General features: G+C 65.0%; 24 protein-coding genes, 3 tRNA genes and 1 pseudogene. 19 read left to right on the plus strand and 9 right to left on the minus strand.

Annotation, left to right across the window (positions count from 1 at the left end):
- Window positions 1-49: 49 nt before the first annotated feature.
- Window positions 50-142 (plus strand): annotated as a pseudogene (locus ET21_RS28810) (DUF952 domain-containing protein); the annotation flags it as partial.
- A 293-nt stretch (window positions 143-435) separates the two neighbouring features.
- Here ET21_RS28810 and ET21_RS0115825 read toward each other — a convergent pair.
- The gene (locus tag ET21_RS0115825) at window positions 436-1,554 is read right to left on the minus strand and encodes a glycosyltransferase (RefSeq protein WP_030540449.1); all 1,119 of its coding nucleotides are present in this window, start codon (window positions 1,552-1,554) and stop codon (window positions 436-438) included.
- A 54-nt stretch (window positions 1,555-1,608) separates the two neighbouring features.
- Here ET21_RS0115825 and ET21_RS0115830 point away from each other — a divergent pair, with 54 nt between their 5' ends.
- From ET21_RS0115830 to ET21_RS0115860, 7 genes are all read left to right on the plus strand, one after another.
- Complete coding sequence (locus ET21_RS0115830) at window positions 1,609-2,457, plus strand: lysophospholipid acyltransferase family protein (RefSeq protein ID WP_030540450.1); 849 nt, start codon at window positions 1,609-1,611, stop codon at window positions 2,455-2,457.
- A 78-nt stretch (window positions 2,458-2,535) separates the two neighbouring features.
- Window positions 2,536-3,180, plus strand: coding sequence for a phosphoribosylanthranilate isomerase (locus tag ET21_RS0115835; RefSeq protein WP_030540451.1), 645 nt, complete (start codon window positions 2,536-2,538; stop codon window positions 3,178-3,180).
- Window positions 3,177-4,421, plus strand: a complete 1,245-nt coding sequence (gene trpB, locus ET21_RS0115840) for a tryptophan synthase subunit beta (RefSeq protein ID WP_030540452.1) — start codon at window positions 3,177-3,179, stop codon at window positions 4,419-4,421. Before ET21_RS0115835 ends, trpB begins: the two co-directional genes overlap by 4 nt.
- A 126-nt stretch (window positions 4,422-4,547) precedes the next feature.
- Entirely contained in the window at window positions 4,548-5,375 is an 828-nt protein-coding gene (gene trpA / locus ET21_RS0115845) for a tryptophan synthase subunit alpha (protein ID WP_030540453.1), read from the plus strand.
- Window positions 5,372-6,223 (plus strand): acetyl-CoA carboxylase, carboxyltransferase subunit beta, encoded by an 852-nt coding sequence (accD, locus tag ET21_RS0115850; RefSeq protein WP_030540454.1) that lies wholly within the window; start codon window positions 5,372-5,374, stop codon window positions 6,221-6,223. The genes trpA and accD overlap by 4 nt, the downstream gene beginning before the upstream one ends.
- Window positions 6,224-6,249: 26 nt before the next feature.
- The gene (locus tag ET21_RS0115855; protein WP_030540455.1) at window positions 6,250-7,575 is read left to right on the plus strand and encodes a folylpolyglutamate synthase/dihydrofolate synthase family protein; all 1,326 of its coding nucleotides are present in this window, start codon (window positions 6,250-6,252) and stop codon (window positions 7,573-7,575) included.
- A 69-nt stretch (window positions 7,576-7,644) separates the two neighbouring features.
- A complete protein-coding gene (locus tag ET21_RS0115860; protein ID WP_021238342.1) occupies window positions 7,645-8,085 on the plus strand; it encodes a DUF6628 family protein in 441 nt (146 codons plus the stop codon).
- Here the strand turns inward: ET21_RS0115860 and ET21_RS0115865 are convergent.
- Both ET21_RS0115865 and ET21_RS0115870 read right to left on the minus strand, forming a co-directional pair.
- Entirely contained in the window at window positions 8,070-9,395 is a 1,326-nt protein-coding gene (locus ET21_RS0115865; protein WP_030540456.1) for an MFS transporter, read from the minus strand. The two genes, ET21_RS0115860 and ET21_RS0115865, sit on opposite strands and share 16 nt — an antisense overlap.
- Window positions 9,396-9,503: 108 nt before the next feature.
- Window positions 9,504-9,977: a response regulator gene (locus ET21_RS0115870; RefSeq protein ID WP_030540457.1), complete on the minus strand. Its 474-nt coding sequence runs from the start codon at window positions 9,975-9,977 to the stop codon at window positions 9,504-9,506.
- Window positions 9,978-10,149: 172 nt separating this feature from the next.
- Between ET21_RS0115870 and ET21_RS0115875 the strand changes: the two genes are divergently transcribed.
- Both ET21_RS0115875 and rsmD read left to right on the plus strand, forming a co-directional pair.
- Window positions 10,150-11,079 (plus strand): pseudouridine synthase, encoded by a 930-nt coding sequence (locus ET21_RS0115875; RefSeq protein WP_030540458.1) that lies wholly within the window; start codon window positions 10,150-10,152, stop codon window positions 11,077-11,079.
- A gap of 39 nt (window positions 11,080-11,118) precedes the next feature.
- Window positions 11,119-11,658, plus strand: coding sequence for a 16S rRNA (guanine(966)-N(2))-methyltransferase RsmD (rsmD, locus tag ET21_RS0115880; RefSeq protein WP_030540459.1), 540 nt, complete (start codon window positions 11,119-11,121; stop codon window positions 11,656-11,658).
- 91 nt (window positions 11,659-11,749) lie between these two features.
- Here the strand turns inward: rsmD and ET21_RS0115885 are convergent, their stop codons facing one another.
- Window positions 11,750-12,184 (minus strand): hypothetical protein, encoded by a 435-nt coding sequence (locus tag ET21_RS0115885; RefSeq protein WP_030540460.1) that lies wholly within the window; start codon window positions 12,182-12,184, stop codon window positions 11,750-11,752.
- 129 nt (window positions 12,185-12,313) lie between these two features.
- On the minus strand, window positions 12,314-12,709 hold the full coding sequence (locus ET21_RS0115890; RefSeq protein WP_030540461.1) for a GFA family protein: 396 nt from the start codon (window positions 12,707-12,709) through the stop codon (window positions 12,314-12,316).
- Between the two features lie 103 nt (window positions 12,710-12,812).
- Between ET21_RS0115890 and ET21_RS0115895 the strand changes: the two genes are divergently transcribed.
- Window positions 12,813-15,089 carry an ATP-dependent helicase gene (locus tag ET21_RS0115895; protein WP_030540462.1) on the plus strand — a complete coding sequence of 759 codons (2,277 nt, stop codon included), beginning with the start codon at window positions 12,813-12,815 and terminating at the stop codon, window positions 15,087-15,089.
- A 15-nt stretch (window positions 15,090-15,104) separates the two neighbouring features.
- Here the strand turns inward: ET21_RS0115895 and ET21_RS0115900 are convergent, their stop codons facing one another.
- From ET21_RS0115900 to ET21_RS0115915, 4 genes are all read right to left on the minus strand, one after another.
- Entirely contained in the window at window positions 15,105-15,626 is a 522-nt protein-coding gene (locus tag ET21_RS0115900) for a DUF1993 family protein (protein ID WP_030540463.1), read from the minus strand.
- A gap of 493 nt (window positions 15,627-16,119) precedes the next feature.
- Window positions 16,120-16,195 (minus strand) — tRNA-Ala (locus ET21_RS0115905).
- A 194-nt stretch (window positions 16,196-16,389) separates the two neighbouring features.
- A tRNA-Ala gene (locus ET21_RS0115910) sits at window positions 16,390-16,465 on the minus strand.
- 88 nt (window positions 16,466-16,553) lie between these two features.
- Window positions 16,554-16,892, minus strand: a complete 339-nt coding sequence (locus ET21_RS0115915; RefSeq protein WP_030540464.1) for a TIGR02300 family protein — start codon at window positions 16,890-16,892, stop codon at window positions 16,554-16,556.
- Between the two features lie 146 nt (window positions 16,893-17,038).
- Here ET21_RS0115915 and aroA point away from each other — a divergent pair, with 146 nt between their 5' ends.
- The 8 genes from aroA to ET21_RS0115955 all read left to right on the plus strand — a co-directional run bounded on the left by aroA (window position 17,039) and on the right by ET21_RS0115955 (window position 24,918).
- Window positions 17,039-18,388, plus strand: a complete 1,350-nt coding sequence (gene aroA, locus ET21_RS0115920; RefSeq protein WP_037471192.1) for a 3-phosphoshikimate 1-carboxyvinyltransferase — start codon at window positions 17,039-17,041, stop codon at window positions 18,386-18,388.
- Window positions 18,385-18,636: a hypothetical protein gene (locus tag ET21_RS0115925; protein WP_030540466.1), complete on the plus strand. Its 252-nt coding sequence runs from the start codon at window positions 18,385-18,387 to the stop codon at window positions 18,634-18,636. Before aroA ends, ET21_RS0115925 begins: the two co-directional genes overlap by 4 nt.
- Complete coding sequence (gene cmk, locus ET21_RS0115930) at window positions 18,633-19,268, plus strand: (d)CMP kinase (protein WP_030540467.1); 636 nt, start codon at window positions 18,633-18,635, stop codon at window positions 19,266-19,268. Before ET21_RS0115925 ends, cmk begins: the two co-directional genes overlap by 4 nt.
- A 169-nt stretch (window positions 19,269-19,437) precedes the next feature.
- Window positions 19,438-21,150 carry a 30S ribosomal protein S1 gene (gene rpsA, locus ET21_RS0115935; RefSeq protein ID WP_030540468.1) on the plus strand — a complete coding sequence of 571 codons (1,713 nt, stop codon included), beginning with the start codon at window positions 19,438-19,440 and terminating at the stop codon, window positions 21,148-21,150.
- Between the two features lie 164 nt (window positions 21,151-21,314).
- Window positions 21,315-21,620 carry an integration host factor subunit beta gene (locus tag ET21_RS0115940; RefSeq protein ID WP_021239084.1) on the plus strand — a complete coding sequence of 102 codons (306 nt, stop codon included), beginning with the start codon at window positions 21,315-21,317 and terminating at the stop codon, window positions 21,618-21,620.
- 35 nt (window positions 21,621-21,655) lie between these two features.
- Window positions 21,656-21,741: transfer RNA gene (locus ET21_RS0115945), tRNA-Leu, on the plus strand.
- A gap of 76 nt (window positions 21,742-21,817) precedes the next feature.
- On the plus strand, window positions 21,818-23,602 hold the full coding sequence (locus tag ET21_RS0115950) for a cation:proton antiporter (protein ID WP_030540469.1): 1,785 nt from the start codon (window positions 21,818-21,820) through the stop codon (window positions 23,600-23,602).
- A gap of 284 nt (window positions 23,603-23,886) precedes the next feature.
- Window positions 23,887-24,918: a nucleoside hydrolase gene (locus tag ET21_RS0115955; RefSeq protein ID WP_051768197.1), complete on the plus strand. Its 1,032-nt coding sequence runs from the start codon at window positions 23,887-23,889 to the stop codon at window positions 24,916-24,918.
- Window positions 24,919-24,925: the final 7 nt, after the last annotated feature.

Raw genomic sequence — 24,925 nt, forward strand, 5'->3', positions numbered from 1 at the left:
GGCCTGATGATCAACCGCCCGGCCGCACACGGAAATCCTGACAGTCCCCTTATATGGGGACCTCCCGCTGAGTGCGGTCGCGGGGAAGGTCGTTCTGCGGCTGGATGAACAGGGCAGGCATCTGTTCCCGGCGGGCTTCTGACCCGCCTCCGTTCGTTTCGAGCGAAGTCGGGAAACGCTCCTCAAAGCGCATCCCTTGTCTTCCGTCATTCCGACGAGCGGGGAACCCATCCCTCCTGAAACAACCCTATCAAAAGGTCGGGAGATACATTCCAACCTGCGGAATGATGGTAACGGGTGGATAGCAGACGCCACCTGTTCAGTATCCCGTCGTCCCCGCGCAGGCGGGGACCTATCTCTCCGTACGCGACTGGATCGCCGAAGGCCACATGGGTCCCCGCCTGCGTGGTGACGACGAAGATGGGTCGAAAGCAACTAGCGCGCGCTCTCCATCCGCACGACCTTCCCTCCCTTCACCCAATAATCGAACCCGCCCCACCTGATCCGCTTCGACCCTACCGCCGCCAACTGCATCCCCCAATGCGCCCAGCACACCGCGAAGGGCGCCAGCACATCCCACCAGAGCGACCTCCTCGCCGCCACGCCCTGTCGCGGTTCCACCACTGCCGCAATGATCCGCCGCCGCGCCAGCGCTCGCGCCATGGCTGCCGCGTAACCTACGGCCACGGCGCTCCAGCCGCCCCACGCCAATGCCCAGGCCCAGCCCAGAGCCTGCAACCCCACCACGAGCGCAGCAACCGCCCACATGCCCACGCTGTTGGTCACGATATGCCGATATTGCCGCACCCCGAACGCAAAGGCCCCTCGCCCCTCCAGCGGCGTTGCGACGAGCAGATCCCGCACGGGCCGCAACCGCAGCTTCGCCCGCCATCCGGCGAGGCCGATCGCCATGTCATCCGACAAGCGTCCGGCCATGGCCGCATCCAGATCGAGCCGCTCCGCCACCTCTCGCGTCAGCGCCATCGCGCCGCCCCAGGGCATGGTCGCGCTGGCAGCGCGCGGCAGCGTCGCCAACTGCATCTCCACCGCGCCGACCAGCGCCGCACCGGCCTGCGCTTCCGGCAGCAACAGCCGGTATCCGGTAACGATGTCAGCCTTCCCCCGCACCAGCGGAAAGAGCAGCCGCCCGGCCAGCCGCACAGGCGGCAGGATATCCGCATCCACAAACACCAGATAGCGATCCGCGTCCCCCAAGGATCGCAAGGCCGCGCGCAGCTTGTGAACCTTCTGCCCCTCATCGCTCGCCACGCCCGCGCGAACGACCTGCACCCAGTCCCCCTCACGCGCCGCCAGAGCCTCCGCCGCCGGGCAAGCCCCCGATGTCGCAATCACCAGCCGGAACCGCGCCGTCTGCGCCTTCAACCGCGCGATCAGTTCCGCGCCGCCATCCCAGTCATCCCGCACCGACAGCAGCACCACGACGCCCTCCGGCGCTTCTTCCTGCCGGTCCAAGGGCAGATGCCGCCAATAATTCAGCACCCCCAGCAGGGAGAGCCCCTGCAACATCGCCCAAAGCCCCAAGGCCCAATTCATCGCTTAACCCAAGCCCTTTACCGCCCCGACCGCTGCTGTATGACGGCAGGCGCGATGCTCTCCAACCCCTTTCTCTTCACCCTCCTCCGCATCCTGCCCGCCTCGCTGGCCTCATGGCTGGGCGGCTGGCTGTCGGCAAACATCGCGCGCAGGAACATGAAGCTGCGCGACCAGCGCGCCCGCACCAACCTCGCCATCCTGCGCCCCGGCCTCGACAAGGCGGCCAGCGAAGCCATCCTCACCCGCCGCTGGTTCAATCTCGGCCGCACCATGGCCGAACTCACCAACATCGACCGGCTGATCGAAAATAACCATATCACGGTCGAGGATGCGGAAGGCTATCAACAAGTCCTCGACGGCCCCGGTCCGATGATCGCGCTCGCCGTCCATCTCGGCAATTGGGACCTGCTTGCCGCCCACATCAAGGCGTCTACCGATCGCCCCGGCCTCGGCGTCTACGACCCGCCGCAAGACCCCGGCCAGGCCGCCATGCTGAAACGCGCCCGATCAAGCTATATGGGCGAGGCGATCACCGGAGAGGGCGCGGCGCGCGGCATCCTCAAGCATCTGACCACGAAGGATCGCGCCACCCTTTACATCCTGCTGGACGAGCGCCGCGACCGTCAGGTCTGGTTCCCCCGCTTCGGCCGCGACCTGCCGCCGTCAGGCAACCTTTCCGTAGCGCTGCGCCTCGCGCGGAAAGTGGGCGCGAAATTCCTGCCCTTCTACATGATCCGCACCGAAGGCCCCAACTTCCGCGTCCACTGGCACCCGCCGCTCGATCCCGCGCAGCTTGCCGACGATCAGATCATGGATCAGGTGGATGCCTTCCTCGGCAAGGCCTGCATCGACCATGCCGACCAATGGCTGGCGCTTCACGATATGGATTTGACGCTATCCTGAGCGCCACCGCGCTCCTGCGGAGGCAGGAGCACGGAGCACATGGTTTCAACTCACCGCAACTAAGTCTAAAGCCCTCCAATGTCCCGACTCGCCATAAAAATCTGCGGCCTCTCGACGCCAGACACTGTTGGCGCGGCGATCAAGGCTGGCGCGTCGCATCTCGGCTTCGTCCACTTCCCCAGAAGCCCCCGCCATGTCGAAGCCGGCCAGATCCGCGCCCTCGCCGCGCAGGTGCCTGCGCACATCGATCGGGTAGCCGTCCTGGTCGACCCTGCCGACGACATCCTCACCCAACTCATCGCCACCAACAGCCTCACCGCCCTCCAGCTTCACGGCAGGGAAAGCCCGGAGCGCGCCGCCGCCATCCGCCAGCGCTTCAACCTTCCGGTCTGGAAGGCCATCTCCGTCAAGACCCGCGCCGACATCGACGCCGCCAAGGCCTATAGCGGGGCGGCCGACCTCCTCCTCTTCGACGCGAAAACCCCGGAGGGCGCGGCGCTGCCCGGCGGCATGGGGCTGCGCTTCGACTGGACGCTGCTGCGCGGCGTTCCCATATCGCTGCCCTGGGGCCTTTCCGGCGGCCTTGGCATCGATAACGTCGCCGAAGCGATCCGCATCACCGGCGCGCCGATGATCGACGTTTCTTCCGGCGTGGAAAGCGCGCCGGGCATCAAGAGTGTGGACAAGATCATGGCCTTCTGCAAAGCGGCACAGCCATCATGACCATCAAGAACTCCCTCCGCTCCCAGCCCGACGCGTCCGGCCATTTCGGTTCCTTCGGCGGCCGCTATGTCGCCGAAACGCTGATGCCGCTCATCCTGGAGCTGGAGAAGGTCTATAAGGCCGCCAGGCAGGACCCGGAATTCGACGCCGAATTCACCGAACTGCTCCGCACCTATGTCGGCCGCCCCAACCCGCTTTACTATGCGCAGCGGCTGACCGAAGCCCTCCGCGCCGGAGCGCCGGAAGGCCCGAATGGTCAAAAGAGGGGCGCGAAAATCTACCTGAAGCGCGAGGAACTGAACCACACCGGCGCTCACAAGATCAACAACTGCATCGGCCAGGCCCTGCTCGCCCGCCGCATGGGCAAGAAGAAGGTCATTGCCGAAACCGGCGCTGGCCAGCACGGCGTCGCCACCGCCACCGTCGCCGCCCTGTTCGGCATGGAATGCAAGATCTTCATGGGCGCGAAGGATGTCGAGCGGCAGAAGCCCAACGTCTTCCGCATGAAGCTGCTCGGTGCGGAGGTCGTCCCGGTCGTGTCCGGCTCGCAGACGCTCAAGGACGCGATGAACGACGCGCTGCGCCATTGGGTTTCCAACGTCCACGACACTTTCTACATCATCGGCACGGCGGCAGGCCCGCACCCCTATCCCGAACTGGTCCGCGACTTCCAGTCGATCATCGGCCGCGAAGCGCGCGAGCAGATCCTGGAGATCGAAGGCCGCCTGCCCGACATGCTGATCGCCCCGGTCGGCGGCGGCTCCAACGCCATCGGCCTGTTCCATCCCTTCCTTGACGACGCAGAGGTCAAGATGATCGGCGTGGAAGCAGCGGGCGAAGGCCTGCAAGGCAAACATGCCGCCTCTCTGGCGGGCGGCGCATCGGGCATACTGCACGGCAACCGCACCTATCTGCTCCAGGACGAGGACGGCCAGATCACCGAGGCGCACAGCATCTCCGCTGGTCTCGACTATCCCGGCATCGGCCCTGAACATAGCTGGCTGCACGAAATCGGCCGGGTCGAATATATGCCCATCACCGACGATGAAGCGCTGGCCAGCTTCCAGAAGCTCGCCGCGCTCGAAGGCATCATCCCCGCGCTGGAGTCGGCCCACGCCATCGCCAGCGCGGAGAAGGTCGCGCCCGCGATGGACGCGGACCAGATCATCATCGTCAATCTCTCCGGCCGCGGTGACAAGGACATCTTCACCGTCGCCGACGCGCTGGGAGTGGAGATGTGACGCCCTCCGCCCCGCTCCGTGCTGCTGCGAAGGCACTCAAGCGAGGCAAGTGGCTCGCGAAAGCCCAGTCCCGCCGTCCGATCCCGGTTCCTGCCTGCGCAGGAACACGCCGCGCAGGAATGACCAATGACTGACCGCCTCGCCGCCCGCTTCGAAGCCTGCAAGTCAAAGGGCCGCGCCGCGCTCGTCACCTTCGTGACCGCAGGCGACCCGACCGTCGCCGCGACGCCCGCCATCCTCGACGCGCTCGTCGCGGGCGGCGCGGACATCATCGAACTGGGCATGCCCTTCACCGATCCGATGGCGGACGGCCCCGCGATCGAGCTGGCGAACCTGCGCAGCCTTGGTTCGGGCACGAAGACCAGGGACATTTTCCACCTCGCCACCACCTTCCGCGCCCGCCATCCGCACACGCCGCTGGTCCTCATGGGCTATGCCAACCCCATGCTGGTGCGCGGCTCCGAATGGTTCGCCGGTCAATGCCGCCAGGCAGGGGTGGACGGCGTGATCTGCGTCGATGTCCCGCCGGAGGAAGATGCCGAAATCGGCCCTGCCCTCCGCGCGGCGGGCATCCACCTCATCCGCCTCGCGACGCCCACGACCGATGCGGCCCGCCTTCCCGCCGTGCTCGATGGCGCCAGCGGCTTCCTCTACCATGTCGCGGTGGCTGGCATCACCGGCAAGCAGCAGGCCGCGCAAGCCGCCGTCGAGCAAGCCGTGGCAAGGCTGAAAGCCGCCACTGACCTGCCCATAGCGGTCGGCTTCGGCGTCCGCTCCGCCGAACAGGCCGCCGCGATCGGCCGCGTCGCCGACGGCGTGGTGGTCGGCTCCGCCATCGTCGACATCATCGGCTCGCATGGCGATGCCGCTGCCCCCTTTGTCCAGGAGTTCGTCGCCAGCCTGCGCGGCGCGCTCAACGCCAACAGCCCCCATTATCGGGAGACCACCGCATGAGCTGGATCAACCGCGTCCGCAACGCCCTGCCCTTCATGGCGAAGAAGGAAAGCACGGCCGAAACGCTGTGGCACAAATGCCCTTCCTGCGCGGAGATGATCTTCATCAAGGAATGGGAAGACAATCTGTCCGTCTGCCCGCGCTGCGACCATCATGGCCGCATCGGCCCGTCCGAGCGTTTCGAGCAGATCCTCGACCCCGGCTTCATCCTCCTGCCCACGCCGCCGGTGCAGGAAGACCCGCTCAAATTCCGCGACACCAAACGCTATCCTGACCGCATCAAGGCCGCCCGCGCATCAACCGGCGATCAGGACGCGCTGATCAACGCGCGCGGCGCGATCGACGATTTGCCGCTGGTCATGGGCGTTCAGAATTTCGCCTTCATGGGCGGCTCCATGGGCATGGGGGTCGGCGCGGCCTTCATTCAGGGCGTGAACGAGGCGATCGGCCATAAATGCCCCTATGTCATCTTCACCGCGGCCGGTGGCGCGCGCATGCAGGAGGGCATATTGTCCCTCATGCAGATGCCCCGTTCGACCGTCGCGATCCAGAAGCTGCACGCCGCTGGCCTGCCCTATATCGTCGTCCTCACCGATCCGACCACCGGCGGCGTCACGGCGAGCTACGCCATGCTGGGCGACGTTCAGATCGCCGAACCCAATGCCCTGATCGGCTTTGCGGGCCAGCGCGTCATTGAAAGCACCATTCGCGAAAAGCTGCCGGACGGGTTCCAGCGCGCGGAATATCTGCTGGAACATGGGATGCTCGACATGGTTGTTCACCGTAGCGAATTGCGCGACACGCTGGCGCGGGTGATCGGCTATCTGACCCCTCGCGCCGCCGCCTGACGCCTTCGCGCGAAGGACGAAGGGCCATGCCCGACCACGCCATTTCCGATGATCCGGCGGTTCAGGCCCAGCTGGACCGCCTCGCGACCCTGTCGGCCGGCGCCGATATATTGGGTCTCGAAAGAATCACCAGCCTGCTCGGCCGGCTCGGCAACCCCCACCGCGCGCTGCCGCCCGCCTTCCATGTCGCTGGCACCAATGGCAAGGGGTCGACCTGCGCCTTCCTTCGCGCCGCGCTGGAGGCGGATGGGCGGAGCGTCCATGTCTTCACCTCGCCCCATCTCGTCCGTTTCAACGAACGCGTCCGCCTCAACGGCCAGCTCATCTCCGACGAAGCGCTCGCTCATTATCTCTCCCGCGTGCTGGACGTGGCGGAGGGCGTCGGCGCCAGCTTCTTCGAAGTCACGACCGCAGCCGCCTTCCTCGCCTTTGCCGAACATCCGGCCGACGCCTGCATTATCGAGGTGGGCCTTGGCGGGCGGCTGGACGCCACCAACGTCATCGAACGGCCCGCCATTTGCGGCATCGCCCAGCTCGGCATCGATCATCAGGCGTTCCTGGGCAACAGCCTGACCGCCATCGCTGCTGAAAAGGCGGGCATCGCCAAGCGCGGCGTCCCGCTCGTGACCCACCGCTATCCCGACCGCCTGACCCCGGTCATGCGCGGGGCCGCCGATCGCGCGGGCGCGCCGTGGCTGCCGATGGGCGGAAGCTGGGACGCGGCGGCCTATCGCGATCGGCTGCATTACCGCGACCAGCATGGCCGGATCGACGCGCCACTGCCCCGCCTTCCGGGCGCGCATCAGGTGCATAATGCCGCCCTCGCCTTCGCCATGCTGCGCCACCAGAGCGCCCTTCCCGTCAGCGAAGCCGCGCTCAAGGCCGCGCCGCTCTGGGCGCATTGGCCCGCGCGGCTCCAGCATCTGGATCATGGCCCGCTGCTCGCTCCCCTTCCGGCCGCCACCGAAGCCTGGCTCGACGGCGGTCACAATGCCGGGGCGGGTGAGGCGATCAGCGCCTTTTTCACCAGCGAAAGGCTGGGCGGGCGGCAACTTCACCTCGTCATCGGCATGCTCGCGAACAAGGATGTGGACGCTTACCTCGCGCCCTTCGCCGGCCGCATCGCCCATATCTACGCGCTGCCGGTTCCGGGGCATGACCATCACCCGGCCGAACGCTTCGCCGCCGTCGCCGCGCAATGGAACATCGGCTGCACCGCCCATGATTCGCCGCAGCAGGCGATCGCGGCCATCGCCGGACGCGGCGGACCTGTCGCGCCCCGGCTGCTGATCGCCGGGTCGCTCTATCTGGCCGGAGAGATTTTGCGGCTGAACGGACAAAATCCCGACTGATTATTCTTGCGATTCATTCTCAATAGCGTAAACCGGAGTCCGCCACATAACGGATGAAGGTTCACGATCATGGCTCATGGAGAGACTTCGCACCTCGACCTGCCCCGCCCCATTCCCGGCGGCTACGGCAATCGCCTCTTCCTCTATATCCTGCGCCGCATGGCGACGGCGGGGGTGAATGACGCCCATGCCGTGAATGCGATGATCGGCGCGTTCGGGCGCAGCTATCGCCGCCCGCTGGTGCTGATGCGCGCCATGATGCTGGAACTGGCCCGGTCGGCGACTCGCAAGATATTGGTCGCGCCCTGCTGCTGCGCGCGCATGACGGCCGACGAAGGCGTGTTGATGCAGGCGGTCGGCACGGCGGTGCAGGACCCGCGTCTCGCCTATGATCATGTCACGGCGCTGCTCGGCAATGACGATGCGCTGGGCGCGCTCACCTGTCTTCAGGCGGTCGCGCAGGCCCATAATGACCTTGGCCGCCCGCTAGATCTTTACGCGGCGGGCTGACGGCCTTCATCGGTGGCTGCGCTGCCGACGCTGCTGTCCACCAGCCCGGCGCGCATCATCAGCCAGAACAGGATGATGCCCGGCAGCGCCAGCGCCGTCGTCAGCAGGTAGAAATCGACATAGCCGAACCGCTCGATCAGCGCGCCAGCCGATGTCCCGGTCAGGAACCGTCCGACCACGCTGGCCGCCGCCGAAATCATCGCATATTGGGCGGCAGTGAAGCGAAGGTCGCATAGCGCGGAAAAATAGGCGACGACCGCGACGCCGCCGATCCCGCTGGCGAAATTCTCAAAGCCGATGGCGCCTGCCATGCCAAGGTTGCTCTTGCCCGCCGCCGCCAGCGCCGCGAAGCTGAAATTGGATACCGCCATCAGCACCAGGCTGATCAGCACCGACCGCTTCAACCCCAGCCGCGCGTAGAGCACGCCGCCTACGAAAATGCCCGCGAGCAGCGCCCAGAAACCTACGCCCACGTCATAAAGCGCAATCTCGTCATTGCTGTAGCCAAGGTCGTTGAACAGCAGGCGAAAGGTGAGGTTCGCCAGCGTATCGCCGATCTTGTGGACGATGATGAACAGCAGCACGAGCCACGCGCCCTGCCGCTTGAAAAAGTCGATGAAAGGGCCGGTGATCGCCTGAAACAGCTCGCCGCCGCTCTTGCGCGACGCGATCTCGCGATGCCGTTCGGGCTCTCCGACGATCAGTGCGGCCAGCATGGCGGGCAGGGCGAACAGGGAACAGACGAGATAGGCCGCGGTCCAGCTCCAATGCTGCGCCACGATCAAGCCCAGCGCGCCCGCCGCCGCCGCGCCGATGCGCCAGCCATATTGCGACATGCCCGCGCCGATCCCCAGCTGATCGGGCCGCAATATCTCGATGCGGTAGCCGTCGATGATGATGTCGAACGTCGCGCCCGCGATGCCCAGCAGGATCGCCGCCCGTACCGTCGCCATGATGTCGGACGCGGGATCGACCACCGCCAGGTTGACCACCGCCGCCATGACCAGCAGCCCCGCCAGCAGCATCCATGACACGCGCTGTCCCATATGGTGCAGCAGGGGCAGCTTCACCCCCTCGACCACCCAGGCCCACAGCCATTTCAGGTTATAGGCCAGCAGCACGAGGCTGAACGCCGTCACGCTTTTCTTGTCGATGCCGTCCTGCGCCAGCCGCGACGCCAGATTGGCGCCGATCATCGCAAAGGGAAAGCCGGACGATATGCCCAGGAACAGCGCGGCCAGCGGCGCTTTTTCGACATAGGGCCTGACCGCATCGACCCAGCTTTTCGTGCCCATGGCGATGTCGGTCATGAAGTTGCGCGCCCCCGGTAATGCATGTCGCGCCACCATATGGACAAATGCCGCCGAAACAAGCCGGTGGCGGTGCTATTCCTCCCGTGAACGGCTGCGCGCCTTGCGTCAGCACCCGGCGTCAGCCTCGCCCGCATGGCCGAACAGGCTGAGCCCGGCTGGCAGGCGCGCCGGTTCGACGCCCTGCAACTTCGCCTCGATCACGTCGATCGCCGCCAGCAGGTCGCGCGGCAGATAGGGCTTAGACAGGCATCCCACCGCCATGTCCGCCGCATCGACAGGGCATGCGCCGGTTACGAACAGCACCGGCAATCCCTTTTCATGCGCGTGGCGGGCGACGTCGATGCCTGTCTTGTCTCCATGCAGGGCGATGTCGGCGATCACCAGATCGACCTCGTCATCCTCGATAACCCGGACGGCATGGTCATAATCCTCGACCGTGGCGGCGACATGATAGCCCGCCTGTTCCAGCACATGCTCATTGTCGAAAGCGACCAGGGGCTCATCCTCGACGATCAGCACGCTGCGGATCGCCTTCCGCCGCGCCTGCCCTGCCTCTCCCTTTACCAGCCCGAAAAACATTTGCCGATCCGCCCCGTTTACGCCATTCAGCCGACCAACGCACGGCGGCTCGCGCCGGTTTCGCGACGGTCAGCCGCCACCCATCGCACTGGCGATGGGGCAGCACCATTCGTCATGTTCATGGCGTTTCCCGATATGGGAATGCCCATCTGCCGGTAAAAGGAAGTCAGCCGTGGAACCGCCGAAAAAATCTGGACCGCCCCGCCGGGCTGGACCCGGCGGCCCCAAGCGCCCCTCCGGCGGCAAAGCGGGGCTAGGCTCCCGCCCGGCGCGCCCTCCGTCCCGCAAGCCGCGCGGCCCGGCGGCGGCGTCGGCTCCCGCGAATCCCCACCCCGCGCGCGCGGCCGCCGCCGCCAGCGGCAAGGGCGAGCCCCAGCGCATCGCCAAGCTGCTCGCCCGCGCCGGTGTCGCGTCCCGCCGCGAGATCGAACGCATGATAGAGGACGGCCGGGTCACCCTGAATGGGGAGATAGTGACGACGCCAGCGACCCTGCTCGCCTCGCTGCACGGCGTCGCCGTCGACGGCAACCCCGTCGCGCAGCCCGCCCCAGCCCGCCTCTTCCTGTTCCACAAGCCATCGGGCTATCTGACGACGGAGCGCGACCCGCGCGGCCGCCCGACCATCTACGACCGCCTGCCCGCCGATCTGCCCCGCCTGATGCCGATCGGCCGCCTCGACATGACCACGGAAGGGCTGCTGCTGCTCACCACCGATGGCGAATTCAAGCGGCAGATGGAACTGCCCGCCACTGGCGTGCCCCGCACCTACCGCGCCCGCGCGTTCGGCGATATCAGCCAGGCGCAGCTTGAGGACCTGTTCGACGGAATAGAGATAGACGGCGTGCGCTACGGCCGGATCGAAGCCAATCTGGAACGACGCACCGGCCGCAACCAGTGGATCGAAATGACCCTGACAGAGGGCAAGAATCGCGAAGTGCGCCGCGTGCTCGAACATCTGGGGCTGCAAGTCAGCCGCCTCATCCGCACCAGTTACGGTCCCTTTCACCTGGGCGAACTGGCGTCCGGCGCGGTCGAGGAAGTGCGGCAGCACGACCTCATCCTCTTCCGCAAAAGCCTGAAACACGCCAGGGCTGACGTCTGACCCCATGTCTCCGCTGGCGCAGAAATAGCGAGCCCGATCATGAGAATCATCGCAGGCCAATGGCGCGGCCGCCCGCTTGTAGCGCCAAAGGGCGACGCCACCCGTCCGACAGCCGACCGCACCCGCGAAACGCTGTTTTCCATGCTGCTGAGCCGCATCGGCGCATTCGACGGGCTGGCGGCCGGCGATTTCTTCGCGGGTTCAGGCGCGCTCGGCTTCGAAGCCCTTTCGCGCGGCGCCGCCACCTGCCTCTTCGTCGAGCAGGACCGCGCGGCGCTGGACGCGATCCGCGCCAATGGCGACCGCCTTGGCGTCCGCCCGGACATTCGCCAGGGCAGCGTCATGTCGCTGGGTCCGGCACCCCGGCCGCTCGACCTCATCTTCATGGACCCGCCCTATCATAGCGGCGCGGGCGCGGTGGCGCTCGACAAGCTCAGCCGCCTCGGATGGACAGGCCCCGCGACCTGGGTCAGCATCGAAACCGATCGCCGCGAAGATGTCGAGGTGAAGGGCTTTACCGCCGATGCCGTGCGCGATGTCGGCAAGGCCAGGCTGACCCTGCTGCGCGCCTCCGGTTAGAGGCACATGCCCCGGCTCCAGGCAAAGCCCGCGCGGGACCGGACAGCTTTCACCCGCTCACGCGCGGCGCTGGCCGGTCCCGCTGCGAAGATCAGCGGCGCTTGCGCGTCTTGCGGGCCTCACTGGGATTGATGCAGCTGTCCTGAACGGTCCTGCTGCACACCGGATAATCCTTTCCTCCCGCAGGCGGCGGGGTCATGTTGCCGCCCACAGTCACCGGATTGGCGGAGCTTCCTACCGGAGCGGACGGGTCCTGCGGCACGCCTGCCGGAGCGGGCGCCATGCCGCTGCTCGGCGGCACCGCGCCAGTGGGCTGCGAAGCGTTGGGGTCCGCCCCTGTCGAAGGAGTCGCGGGCGTGGCCGGGCTGACGCCAGGGTCGGCCGGATCCGCAGGAGTTGCAGGCTCCGCCGGAGTCGCGCCAGCCTCTGGCGGCTGGGACATGGTTCCACTCGTATCCTGGGCAATGGCAACCGCGCCGGTCGTGAACGCCAGCATCGCCGCGCCTGCAAGCATGATCGATCTCATCGGGCTTCCTTTCCTTATTCTTCACCCTTACCCCGGTCGGGCTGGTGGAAAACCGGATGCCCAAGCCGCGCGTTCCTGACACGGCGACGAACCGTGGCGAACGCGCCGCCAGATGAATGTTCCTGCTGCTCAACCTTCAGGGTAGCGGTCGAACTTGGGCAGGCCGTGCGCCTGCGCCATCCACGGCGCGGCCTCGGCCCACTGGACATGGACCGAAGGTGGAAAGGCCGAAGGATCGTCCAGCGTCGCCGTCTGTATGTCTACCATGCCCGGAAAGGTCACCGCGTTGGAATAGAACAGGCCCGAACCGCAGGTCCCGCAAAAATGCCGGGTGACATTTTCTGACGAGGCATAGGTCGCGGGCGTGCCGTTCACGCGCAGCTTGTCCTCAGGGAACAGCGCCCAGCCCACCATCGGCGCTCCGGCGCTGCGGCGGCAATCTGCGCAATGGCACAGCGCGCTGTAAACCGGATCCCCTTCCACGTCATAGCTGATGCTGCCGCACTGGCATCGTCCTGCCGCCATGAGCTTTCTCCTTGCATGATTCGCCTTTTGTTCTCATAGATCGGGCATCGCCGCAAGGCTGCCTGGCCTTGCTCCCGTCCTTTGCGCTACCTAGTTGTCGTTCATGACCTTGCCCGCCCCCTCGCCTGACGACCCTCCCTATCTCCAGGGGCTGAACGCCCCTCAGCGGGAGGCCGTCCTGACGACCGAAGGCCCCGTGCTGGTCCTCGCGGGCGCGGGCACGGGAAAGACGGCGGCGCTGACGGCCCGGCTTGCCCACCTCGTCGCCACGCGGCGCGCCTATCCGTCCGAAATCCTGGCCGTGACCTTCACCAACAAGGCCGCGCGGGAAATGCGGGAGCGTGTCGGCCGCATGATCGGCCCGGCGGTGGAAGGCATGCCGTGGCTTGGCACCTTCCACGCGATCGCCGCCAGGATGCTGCGCCGCCATGCCGAACTGGTGGGGCTGCAATCCAACTTCACCATCCTCGACACCGATGATCAGCTACGGCTGATGAAGCAGCTTATCCAGGCGGAGGGGATTGACGAGAAGCGCTGGCCCGCGCGCCAGCTTGGCGGCCTGATCGACCAGTGGAAGAACAAGGGCCTCACGCCTGACGAGATCGGCGCGGCCGACAGCGAAGCCTATGCCAATGGGCGCGGGCAAAAGCTTTATGCCGCCTATCAGGCGCGGCTGCGCGACGTGAACGCCTGCGATTTCGGCGACCTGCTGCTGCATGTGCTGACCATCCTGAAACGTCATCGCGACGTGTTGGAAAGCTATCAGCAGCGCTTCCGCTACATCATGGTTGACGAATATCAGGACACGAACAGCAGCCAGTATCTCTGGCTCCGCCTGCTCGCGCAGCAGCGCAAGAATATCTGCTGCGTGGGCGACGACGACCAGTCCATCTATAGCTGGCGTGGAGCGGAGGTCGCCAACATCCTGCGCTTCGAAAAGGATTTCCCCGGCGCGAAGATCGTCCGCCTGGAACAGAATTACCGGTCCACCCCGCACATATTGGGCGCGGCGTCCGGCGTCATCGCAGAAAACGGCAATCGCCTTGGCAAGACGCTGTGGACCGACATCGACGCCGGGGAAAAGGTCCGCGTCATCGGCGTGTGGGACGGGCCGGAAGAAGCACGCCGCGTCGGCGACGAGATCGAATCGATCGAACGCGCGGGCCAGTCGCTGGACGAAGTCGCCATCCTCGTCCGCGCCCAGCACCAGACCCGCGAGTTCGAAGACCGCTTCATCCAGATCGGCCTGCCCTACCGCATCGTCGGCGGTTTCCGCTTCTACGAACGCGCTGAAATCCGCGACGCGCTTGCCTATCTCCGTCTTGTCAACCAGCCCGCCGACGATCTGGCCTTCGAACGCATCGTCAACGTGCCAAAGCGCGGGCTGGGCGACAAGGCCGTGGAAAAGCTGCACCGCCTCGCGCGGGCGGAGGGGGTGCCGCTGACCCTGGCGGCCGCGCGCATCCTCGACACGGACGAGTTGACCCCGCAGGCCCGCCGTTCGCTGGGCGCTTTCATCGGTGATCTCGCCCGCTGGCGCGATCGCGCGGCGCAGCTTCCCCATGCGGAACTGGCCCGTCAGATACTGGACGAAAGCGGCTATACCGCCATGCTCCAGGCCGAACGCACGGCGGAAAGCGCTGGCAGGCTGGAAAATCTGAGCGAACTTGCCCGCGCCATGGAAGAATATGAAACGCTGGGCGCGTTCCTTGAGCATGTTTCGCTGGTCATGGACAATGAAGCGCAGGCGGACGAGCGCAAGGTCACGATCATGACCATCCACGCCGCCAAGGGGCTGGAGTTCGACACCGTATTCCTCGCCGGATGGGAAGAAGGGCTCTTTCCGTCCCAGCGCGCGCTCGACGAAGGCGGCCTCAACAGCCTGGAGGAAGAACGCCGCCTCGCCTATGTGGCGCTCACCCGTGCCCGGCGGCGCTGCATCGTCCTGCATGCCGCAAACCGGCGGATTTACGGCCAGTGGACCAGTTCCATCCCCTCGCGTTTCGTCGGCGAATTGCCGCCTGAGCATGTGGAGGAAGAAAGCAGCATGGCGGGCGGCGCGTCCCTGTGGCGCGCCAACTGGTCCGAACGCGCCGACCCCTTCGCCAATGTTCAGCGCGGAAGCGGCCGTGGCCCCGGCTGGCAGCGCGCCCAGCAAAGCGGCCAGTTCGTCAGGGAGCCCGTCCGCATCGTGGAAGCCCGCGCGTCGGCCGTGTCCCTCGGCAACAAGGGCCGCGGCGACATGAGCGTCGGCCTGCGCGTCTTCCACCAGAAATTCGGCTATGGCACCGTCGCGGAAATCGAAGGCAACAAGCTGGAGATCGATTTCGAAACGGCGGGCCGCAAGCGCGTGATGGACAGTTTCGTCCAGCCTGCCTGAGGCGCTTCGATCCGCCTACGGCACCACGCGCACGACGCCCAGATAATCCCGCTTGCCGATCGCAACCCCGCTCATCCGCAGGATGTTGTAGGCGGTAGTGGCGTGGAAATAGAAGTTGGGCTGGGAAAAGCTCGTCAGGAAATCCTTGCCGGTAAATTCCATGCGGAGCTTGTCTCCTATGGTGAAGATAATCTGCTTGCCGCTCAGGGGCTCGATCTCATCGGCGTTCAACGCCCTGAGTGCATCCAGCGCTGCGGTGATCTTCGCGGTCAACCCCTCGAAACTGCTGGGCGGTTGCGTCATGTCGGGGGAGAAATGCCCGTTGCGCACGCCCTCGATCGCTCCGGCCGAATGCACCGCGCAACTCTTCACCTGATAGGCGAAACCGAACATATCGGGCGCAAGCCTCGCATCGATCAGCTTTTCGTGCGGGATCGACTGCTCATCGCAATGCGCCTTCGCCTTTTCGATCAGCCCCAGAACCGATCCCAAAATCTGGACACATCCCGGTACGAACGCGTCATACAGCGTCATCATGCTTCCTGCTCCTTTGTCGCGGTGGCGCGAAACATATTGCCGCAACATGGTGGCCCATCCAAAGCCCGCCCACAATCGCACAAAAAACCTCACCATCAAACAAGGGGAGGGCGACCGGCCAAAGGCGGGTGGAGGGGAAAAGCGCAGGTCCCGCCATACTAGCAGCCACGTCGGCGCTCTCACCCCCTATCAACGCGAAAAGGCGTCCCGAATTTTCCGCTGTCCTACAGCCCCATTATCAGGTTAGGCTCCACGCCGCTCTTTGAACCTTTAACATAATCTGTTGGAACCACCCGGCCAAAACCCAGCATTTCCGCGCCTGTGTCGTGTCACCTATGTCACCCAAATCCTACAGGCGGCAAACCGGCCGGGAACAGCAAAAGCCTCGATCCGGCAAGGACCAAGGCTCTCCGTTCAACGGCAGGCGTCAACCCAAGGCAAAGCCGGAACGGCCTCAGGCGCTGACACCGAAAATCATCTTTATCGGAAGATTTGGTGGAGCCTAGCGGGATCGAACCGCTGACCTCCTGCATGCCATGCAGGCGCTCTCCCAGCTGAGCTAAGGCCCCATCATAATGCGAACAATGCCGCACCTTAATGGATCAGGCCATGTCCGGCATAACGCCGTCGGCCGAATATCTGGACGCCCCTGGCTTGGCGGTCAGGACATGAAGCAAAGCCGTTTTCAGGCTCTCCACGCCCCTCGTCCGGGCCAGGACGTTTTCCGGGAAAATGCCCTCTGGACATTCTCAATCCGAAAAACTGGTGGAGCCTAGCGGGATCGAACCGCTGACCTCCTGCATGCCATGCAGGCGCTCTCCCAGCTGAGCTAAGGCCCCGTTTCCAGTCTCGGCGCCGTTTGGGTCCGGCGCTTTGGAGGCGCTGCCATTATGCCGCAGCACCCCCCATTGCAAGTGCTAAATTCGCTTAATTGTCGATGTCGTCGCCGTCATTGCCGCCAGCGTCGACGCCCAGATCGTCGTCGCCGCCCAGATCGACGTCATTGTCCGGCGAATCGCCATCGTCATCCACGTCCAGATCCAGGTCCAGATCGTCGTCAGCCGTCTCAAGCTCGCCATCGGCCGTCTCGATGACCTTCTTGGGCGCTTCCTCATAAGGCAGCGGCTGCTTGGACTTGAGGACGGGCTCTGGCTCCCATGCGGTGTTGCAATTGATGCAGCTCACCGGGTCGTCCTTGCCCAGGTCGTAGAAGCGCGTGGCGCATTTCGGGCAGGTACGCTTCGTACCCCATTCAGCCTTGACCATGTCCGGCCTTGTCCTTCTCGCGAGTGCTCAAACAGAAATCACGCGGCACGACAACGTCGTCCGCGAAGCGTGGCGCGCCTTGCCATAGCGGAACCGCGCTGTCAAAAGCCGGGCGCAATTTTTCAGCTTTCGCAACGGATTCCCGCGTGACCGCCTCTTCAGACCAGCCCGCCCCGATGACCTTCACCCCAGCGCCGCCCCTGTCGGGAAGCGTCACCGTGCCGGGCGACAAGAGCATTTCCCACCGATCGCTCATGCTGTCGGCCCTCGCGGTGGGCGAAAGCCGGGTGGAAGGCCTGCTGGAAGGGGAAGATGTGCTGGCGACCGCAGCCGCCATGCGGGCCATGGGCGCGGACATCAGGCGCGACGAGGATGGCATCTGGCACATCAACGGGGTGGGCGTGGGCGGCCTTCTTCAGCCGCAGACCGCGCTCGACATGGGGAATAGCGGAACCTCCACCCGCCTGCTCATGGGCCTGATCGCCAGCCACGGCATCACCGCGACCTTCACTGGCGACGCCTCTCTCAGCAAGCGCCCGATGGCGCGAGTCACCGAACCGCTTTCCCGCATGGGCGCCACCTTCATGACCAGCCCCGGGGGCCGGCTGCCGCTCACCATGCGGGGCGCCTGCCCGGCCGTGCCGCTCGATTACCGCCTTCCCGTCGCGTCGGCACAGGTCAAGTCGGCGATATTGCTCGCCGGCCTGAACGCGCCGGGAATCACCCGCGTAGTGGAACCCATCCCCACCCGCGACCATAGCGAACGGATGCTCAGGGGCTTTGGCGCGACGCTGGATGTGGAGGTCCAATCCGACGGCACGCGGATCATCAGCCTGACGGGAGAGGCTGAACTTCGTCCGCAGGCGATCACCGTGCCAGGCGACCCCTCCTCCGCCGCCTTCCCGATCGTCGCCGCGCTCATCACTCCCGGTTCGGAGGTCACCGTCACCAATGTCGGCATGAACCCGACAAGGGCGGGCCTGTTCGGCATTCTCCAGGCGATGGGCGCGGATCTCAGCCTGTCCAATCACCGCGAGGTGGGAGGAGAGCCCGTCGCCGACATCACCGCCCGGCACAGCCAGCTAACCGGCATCGACGTGCCGCCGGATGTTGCGCCCAGCATGATCGACGAATTCCCGATCTTCTTCGTCGCCGCGTCCTTCGCCCAAGGCACCACCCGAACCAGCGGCCTCGATGAGTTGAGGGTCAAGGAATCGGACCGGCTGGCGCTGATGGCGCGCGGTCTCGCCCAGATCGGCGCGCGGATCGAGGAAGTGGAAGACGGCCTGATCATCGAAGGGACCGGCGGCGCTCCCCTGCCCGGCGGCAAGTCTCCGCCAGTGATAGCGGCCTCGCTCGATCATCGCATAGCAATGAGCTTCGCCGTCGCTGGCCTCGCCACCACCGGCGGGCTGACCGTGGATGACATGCGTCCCGTCGCGACCAGCTTCCCCGGTTTCACCGCCCTGCTCCGGTCACTCGGAGCGATCGAGTGACATTCGACCTTGCCAATATCATCGGCCTGACCGGCAGCGGGTTGATGGTCGCGGCTTATGCTTACAGCAATATGGCGCGCACGCTGAATTTCGTGCTGTTCAACCTCTTGAACCTGGTGGGTGCATTGCTGCTGATCGGGTCGCTCACCGTCCACTTCAACATTGCGTCCATGGCGCTTGAGATCGTCTGGGCGCTGATCGCGCTGGTCAGCCTCGGCAAGGCGCTCATGAAAGGCAAAGCACAATGATCATCGCCGTCGACGGTCCGGCAGCGTCAGGCAAGGGCACGATCGCGCGCGCTCTGGCCGATCATTACGGCCTGCCCTGTCTGGATACCGGCCTTTTGTATCGCGCCGTGGGCCTTTCCGTGCTCAAGGCCAGCGGCGATCCCGATCGGGAAGCGGATGCGCTGGCGGCTTGCAACTTCGATGAGGCGATCCTTTCCGATCCTGCCCTGCGCACCGAAGCGGTAGGGTCGCTCGCATCGCGCGTCTCCGTCCACCCGAGCGTCCGCCAGGCCCTGGTTCAGCGGCAGCGGGATTTCGCCGCGCAGCCCGGCGGCGCGATCCTGGATGGGCGCGACATCGCGACGGTCATCGTCCCGGACGCCGACGCCAAGATCTTCGTCACGGCCAGCGTCCATGTGCGGGCGCAGCGCCGCTATGATGACGGCGTTGCCCATGGCGGGCATCCCGACATGGACAGCCTCATCGCCGATATCCAGGCACGCGACACGCGCGATATGAGCCGGGATCATGCGCCGTTGCGAATGGCCGATGGAGCGGACTTGCTCGACACCAGCAATTTGACTATAGACGCTGCCGTCCAGCAGGCCATTGCACTGGTGGACGCCCAGTTGGAACGTCGGCGAAACGCCTGACGCGATGACGGCGCTTGGGATTCCCAGGCGCCCTTTTCGCTTATCCGCGGGGCGTCGCTCGTCATAGCCGAACGGATGTTCGCGCGGTATCCGGCCGCGCGGGCGGTTTGGCCTGAAAGACCACCGGAGACAACCGGTAGGCCAGCAATGACGAGTGAAGGAAACTTACATGGCCTCTACGGCATTCCCCTCGCGCGACGATTTCGCCGCGCTTCTCAATGAATCTCTCGGTGGCGAGGATGGCGGCTTCGAAGGCCGCGTCGTCAAGGGCACCGTAACCGGCATCGAAAACGACATGGCGCTGATCGACGTCGGTCTGAAGTCGGAAGGCCGCGTGCCCCTGCGCGAATTCGCCGCTCCCGGTCAGAAGGCTGACCTCAAGGTCGGCGACGAAGTCGAAGTCTATGTCGACCGCGTCGAAAACGCCCATGGCGAAGCCATGCTGTCGCGCGACCGCGCGCGCCGCGAAGCCGCCTGGGACAAGCTGGAATCCGAATTTACCGAAAATGCCCGCGTCGAAGGCGTCATCTTCGGCCGCGTCAAGGGCGGCTTCACCGTCGATCTCGACGGTGCCGTGGCGTTCTTGCCCGGTTCGCAGGTTGATATTCGCCCAGTGCGCGACGTCACCCCGCTGATGGACATTCCGCAGCCCTTCCAGATTCTCAAGATGGATCGCCGCCGCGGCAACATCGTCGTGTCGCGCCGCGCCATCCTGGAAGAAACCCGCGCCGAACAGCGCTCGGGCCTCATCCAGACGCTGGCCGAAGGCCAGATCATCGAAGGCGTCGTCAAGAACATCACCGATTACGGTGCGTTCGTTGATCTGGGCGGCATCGACGGCCTGCTGCACGTCACCGACCTCAGCTACAAGCGCATCAACCACCCGAACGAGATGATCAACATCGGCGACACTGTCCGTGTCCAGATCATCCGCATCAACCGCGACACCCAGCGCATCAGCCTTGGCATGAAGCAGCTGGAAAGCGATCCGTGGGAAGGCGCCGCCGCCAAGTATCCGGTCGGCGCGAAGCTGTCGGGCCGCGTCACGAACATCACCGAATATGGTGCGTTCGTCGAGCTGGAGCCGGGCATCGAAGGCCTGGTCCACGTTTCGGAAATGTCCTGGACCAAGAAGAACGTCCACCCCGGCAAGATCGTTTCGACCAGCCAGGAAGTCGACGTCATCGTCCTGGAAGTCGATCCCGAAAAGCGTCGCATCTCGCTCGGCCTCAAGCAGGCCCAGAACAACCCCTGGGACAGCTTTGCCGAACGTCACCCGATCGGCTCGACCGTCGAGGGCGAAGTCAAGAATGCGACCGAGTTCGGCCTGTTCATCGGCCTGGACGGCGATGTGGACGGCATGGTCCATATGTCGGACATCGCCTGGGGCATTTCGGGCGAAGACGCGCTGGCTCTGCACCGCAAGGGCGAGACGGTTCAGGCCGTTGTTCTCGACATCGACGTCGAGAAGGAGCGCATCAGCCTTGGCATGAAGCAGCTTGAGCGTGGCGGCCCGGCCGCTGGCGGCACCGCTGCTGCGGCCGCTGGCCTGACCAAGAACTCGATCGTCACCGTGACGGTTCTGGAAGTGCGCGACGGCGGCCTGGAAGTCCAGGCTGGCGAAGACGGCGCTGCGGGCTTCATCAAGCGCAGCGACCTTGGCCGCGACCGCGACGAGCAGCGCCCGGAACGCTTCCAGGTTGGCCAGAAGTTCGATGCCATGGTCACCGGTTTCGACCGCGCCAAGAAGCCGACCTTCTCGGTCAAGGCGATGCAGATCGCCGAAGAGAAGCAGGCCGTGGCTCAGTACGGCTCGTCGGACAGCGGCGCGTCGCTGGGCGACATCCTTGGCGAAGCGCTGAAGGCCAAGAGCGAAGGTTAAAAGCCTCTCTCTATAACAAAAGTAATAGGCTCACCGGAACTCGGTTCCGGCGGGCCTTTTTTCTATCCCAAAATAAGAAATGACTACCGATAATGGCCAATTGTCATGGGTTTGCGTATTCTCTATGAGTCAAGTGGGAACCAGAAGGGGGAGCTGGAGGACCAATGATACGTTCAGAATTGATACAGACGCTGGCGGAAGAAAATCCAGATCTTGGCTTGCCTGAGGTCGAGAGGATCGTTGATCTTTTTTTCAAGGAAATCGTTGACCGGCTGTCGAGTGGCGGCCGGGTGGAATTGCGCGGTTTCGGAGCCTTTACCACGCGCGCGCGGGATGCGCGGACGGGGCGCAATCCGCGCACGGGGGAACAGGTGCCGGTTTCAGCCAAGCGCGTGCCCTATTTCAAGCCCGGCAAGGAAATGCGCGAGCGGCTGAATGGCAAGGCAGGTTCATCTTCGCCGCGTCCTTGACGTTCAGGCGCGCAGGCGTCAGGGGATAGGCCGACGCGGACGTGGCGAAATCGGTAGACGCAGCGGACTTAAAATCCGCCTCCCCCTGGGAATGCGGGTTCAAGTCCCGCCGTCCGCACCAGGGTTAAAGGCGGCATCAGCAGCGCCCGCCCTTCCATAAAGCTGGATATTCCGCTGCCTTCCCGCAATTATGCGGCATGGCCGGTGCAATCAATCCTCAAAGCTTCAGCGATTCCCTGGTCATCCTGGGCGCCGCTGGGCTGGTCATTCCCGGCTTTGCCCGATTTCGCATCAGCCCGGTCATCGGCTTCATCCTCGTCGGGCTGGCGGTGGGACCAGCGGGCCTTGGATCGCTCGTCAGCGAATATCCCTGGCTCTACCATGTCACGATCTCGAACCGGGCGGCGATAGAACCCTTTGCCGAACTTGGCGTCATATTGCTGCTGTTCTCCATCGGGCTGGAGCTGAGTTTCCGGCGCCTATGGACGATGCGGGCCCAGGTGTTCGGCGTTGGCGCGGCCGAGTTGATCGGCGGCGCCATGCTGATCGCGAGCGGCCTTTATCTGCTGGGGCAGCCGCCAGCGGGGGCATTTGGCCTGGGCCTCGCGCTGGCCTTGTCTTCGACCGCCGTGGTGCTTCCCATGGTGGGCACGCAGAGCGCGGTCGGGCGAGCGGCCTTTTCCATGCTGCTATTCGAAGATCTGGCGCTGGTTCCCATCATCTTCATGCTGGGCGCGCTTGCTCCTTCGGTCGCGGCAAGTCCCGATGGCGCATGGTCGCAGCTTGCGGGCACTTTGCTCAAGGGCGGCCTGACGATCGGCGTCATGCTCGTTCTTGGCCGCCTGTTCCTGCCGCACATCTTTCGTCAGGCGGCGCGGACCAAAAGCCCCGAAGTCTTCCTGGCGGCGAGTCTGCTGGTCGTCATCGTGTCCAGCCTGGCGACATCGCTTGCGGGCCTGTCGCCGATCGTCGGTGCTCTGCTGGCGGGCCTGTTGATCGCCGAGACCGATTATCATGGCGAGGTCGAGGTCATGACCGCGCCATTCAAGGGCCTCGCGCTGGGGGTCTTCCTGATCACCGTGGGGATGAGCCTGGACGTTCGCGTGATCCTGGCCAACTGGCCTGCGCTTGTCCTAGCCGTGCTGGGGGTCGTGCTTGCCAAGACGCTGGTGACGGCCGCATTGCTGTATCTTTCCGGGGCGCGCAGGGGCGTCGCGCTGGAAGTCGGCGTGCTGATGTCCAGCCCGTCCGAAACCACCCTGATCGTCCTGTCCGCGGCGGCTGCGGCGAAGCTGATCCTGCCATCGACGGCGGCTTTCTGGCAGATCGTGACCGCGATCGGCCTTACCATCACGCCCTTGCTCGCGCGGATCGGCCATGACATCGCCCGCCGCCTGGAGATGGCCTTGGGCGAAGAAAGGCCCGACTATGAAGAGGAAAGCACGGAGGCGGCGGCAGTCGTGATCGGCTTTGGCCGCGTCGGGCATATGGTGTGCGACCTGTTGCGCCTCCACAATCAGCGCTTCATCGTCGTGGAGTCGGACCCCGACGTGGTCGCGGAAGCGCGCCGCAACGGCTATCCCATCCTGTTCGGCGACGTTTCCCGGACGGAGATGCTGGACAGGCTGCGCCTGGGCCATGCGCGGGCGCTGATCCTGACCATGGACGACCCGGTGCTGTCGGTTCGCGTCACCAAGCGTGTTCGCGGCTGGGTGCCTGACCTGCCGATCATCGCGCGAGCCCGCGATACGGGGCATGCCGCTCAACTTTATCAGGCGGGGGCCAGCGACGCGGTGCCCGAAACGCTGGAAAGCTCCCTGCAACTGGCCGAGACCGCGCTGGTCGACCTGGGCGTCGCGATGGGGCCGGTGATCGCGTCGATCCACCAGACGCGGGAGGATCTGCGCATGGGCATCAAGGATGCGGCACAGATGGAAATAGCGCCCAAGCTGCGGCGGCTGCGGTCGGATGAAGTGCCCTGACTCCCCTTCCACCGATAGGATTTGGGTGACATAGGTTACACGACAGACGCGCGGAAAACCGCCATTTCCTTCCGATTTTCCTACAGGTCAAAGAGCGGGGTGTGGCTTAGCGTAAGGCGGTGCCTGTAGGACAGGGAAATTTTTTGGGAGGTTGCGTCTTTTCCCCTCCACCATCGGCTGTGCCGATGGTCCCCCTCCCCATCGTTGATGGGGAGGATTGGGGATAGGCGGGGCGCTGGATATCAAGGGAATTGGAGGATAGTTTGAAAATCGACCGGAGAGATGTGATCAAGGCCGTTATCGCGGCGGGCGCCTGTTCGGGGGCGATCGCTTCACCGGGCGGTGCTGAGACGGCCGCTGCTTCATTGGCAAAACCGTTCAGCCCTGCTGCGGGCCCACGATCGCGTCTGCTGTTCGTCAATGACCTTGCCGGTGATCTTGACGGACTTTACGCGCTGGTCCACGCCATCCTTACCCCCACATCCGAGTTGCGCGGGATTGTCGCCACCGGGACGGGCAACCCCAGCGAAAGCGCGGCAAAGGCCGTGGATATGGCGGAAGAAGTTCTGGAACTCATGAATCTGGCCGGGAAGGTCAAGGTCCATGCCGGAGCGGCCAGGAAGATGGCTGAGCCCACTGTGCCGGTTCGCTCGCCGGGCACGCAGGCGATCATTGATGAGGCCAAGCGCACCGACACGGACCTACCATTGTTCGTCGCCGTGGGCGGCGGATTGACGGAGGTCGCGAGCGCGCTGCTTCTTGAGCCGTCCATCGCCGACCGCTTCACGCTGGTATGGATTGGCGGCGATTCCTATCCCGAAGGCGGCACCGGCGAGTATAATTTCAACATCGATAAGCTTGCAGCGCAATATGTGTTCAATCAATCGGCCGTGCCTATCTGGCAGGTTCCGCGATCAGCCTATGCGACCTGCCTCGTGTCCGCCAGCGAGTTGCAGGCGTTCGTCGCCCCGCATGGCCGGATCGGAGCTTGGCTCTACCAGAAGGTCGTCGACGCACCTGCGCAGTATCGCAACATCCTCAACATGGGAGAGACCTGGACGATGGGGGACAATCCCCTGGTCCTGCTGACATCGCTGGCGGACTGGCCGCCGAGCGCCCAGGCGCGGCCCTTCCGTTATGAGCGGCATGGATCAAGCGCGTCGGAAGAGGTGATCGCGCCCGCGCTGAACAGCGACGGGACATTCACCGTCCGCAAGGAAGGACGGAAAATCCGCATCTTCAAGTCGATTGATAACCGCATGATGCTCAACGATCTTTTCGCCAAGCTGCGGATTCACTATCCGGCGGCGGGATAGGCATCAT

This window comes from Sphingobium sp. DC-2 (assembly GCF_000722555.1).
GTDB lineage: Bacteria > Pseudomonadota > Alphaproteobacteria > Sphingomonadales > Sphingomonadaceae > Sphingobium > Sphingobium quisquiliarum.